This is a genomic window from Thauera sp. (assembly GCF_035444905.1).
GTDB lineage: Bacteria > Pseudomonadota > Gammaproteobacteria > Burkholderiales > Rhodocyclaceae > Thauera.
The window spans coordinates 1-1589 of record NZ_DAOMPS010000145.1; the positions used below are offsets into that span (position 1 = coordinate 1).

1 protein-coding gene is annotated in these 1589 nt (G+C 67.8%); it reads left to right on the forward strand.

From position 1 onward, the window contains the following. Positions 1-10: 10 nt before the first annotated feature. Positions 11-1589: branched-chain amino acid ABC transporter ATP-binding protein/permease (locus tag PLC66_RS22680; protein WP_324544439.1), on the forward strand; the 1579-nt coding region annotated here is incomplete at its 3' end.

A 1589-nucleotide genomic window follows, 5' to 3' on the forward strand; every position in this document is an offset into this window, starting at 1 on the left:
AGGAAGAAGAATGAGAACCGACCGTCTGGTGCTCGGGGCCTTCCTCGCCCTGCTGTTGCTGGTGCCGGCGATCCTGTCGCCGTACTACGTCACCTTGTTGAACTACATCGGCCTGTACGCGATGGTCGCGCTGGGGCTGGTGCTCTTGACCGGCGTCGGCGGCCTCACGAGCTTCGGCCAGGCCGCCTTCGTGGGCCTGGGGGCCTACACCACCGCCGCGCTCACCACCGCCACCGATCTGCCGGCGTGGATCGCCTGGGTGGGCGCCTCGCCCTGGCTCACGCTGGTGGCGGGCCTCTTGATCACCGCTGCGGTGGCAATCCTCCTCGGTTCGCTCACGCTCAAGCTCTCGGGCCACTTCCTGCCCCTGGGCACCATCGCCTGGGGCATCAGCCTGTATTTCCTCTTCGGCACCATGGCGAGCCTGGGCGGGCACACCGGTATCAGCGGCATCCCGGCGATCAGCATCTTCGGCTGGACGCTGGACGAGGGCGGCGAGATCTACTACCTGATCTGGGCCTTCCTGCTCGTGGCCATGCTCACCACCCACAACCTGCTCGACTCGCGCGAAGGCCGCGCCATCCGTGCGTTGAAGGGCGGTCGGGTGATGGCCGAGGCGATGGGGGTGGATACGGCGCGGGCGCGCATGGTGATCTTCGTCATCGCCGCGCTGCTCGCCTGTGCCTCGGGCTGGCTGTACGCGCACATGCAGCGCTTCGTGAACCCGACCCCGTTCGGCGTGCATATCGGCATCGAGTACCTGTTCATGGCGGTGGTGGGCGGTGCCGGCTACGTGTGGGGCGCGATCGTCGGCGCCGGGGTCATCACCGTGCTCAAGCAGTGGCTGCAGGACTGGCTGCCCACCTTGCTCGGGGCGAGCGGCAACTTCGAGATGATCGTGTTCGGCATCCTGATGGTGCTGGTGCTGCACCGGGCGCGTGAGGGCGTGTGGCCGATCCTCAAGAAACTGGTGCCGGTGCGCGCGACCCACAAGACGATCGATGCGAACGCCGAGACCCTGCCGCGGCGCACGCTCCCGAAGGCGGGCGAGCTGATCCTCCAGGCCAAGGACGTCACCCGCAAGTTCGGCGGCCTGGTGGCCAACAACAACATGAGCCTGGAGGTCAGAGCGGGTGAGATCCTCGCGCTGATCGGCCCCAACGGCGCGGGCAAGAGCACCATGTTCAACCAGATCTCGGGCGTCGACACCCCGACCTCGGGCGAGGTGCTGTTCCTGGGCAAGCCGGTCGCGGGCCACGACTCGCGCGAGATCGCCCGCCTGGGCATGAGCCGCACCTTCCAGCACGTCAAATTGTTGCCGACGATGAGCGTGCTCGAGAACGTCGCCATCGGCGCGCATCTGCGAAGTGGCAAGGGCGTGCTGAGTTCGGCCTGGCGCCTGGACCGCGCCGAAGAGGCGCGCATCCTCAAGGAAGCCGCCTACCAGATCGAGCGCGTGGGCCTCAAGGACCACATGTATGAGGAGGCCGGCAGCCTGGCCCTGGGCCAGCAGCGCATCCTCGAGATCGCGCGGGCGCTGTGCGCCGACCCCTGCCTGTTGCTGCTCGATGAGCCCGCGGCCGGCCTGC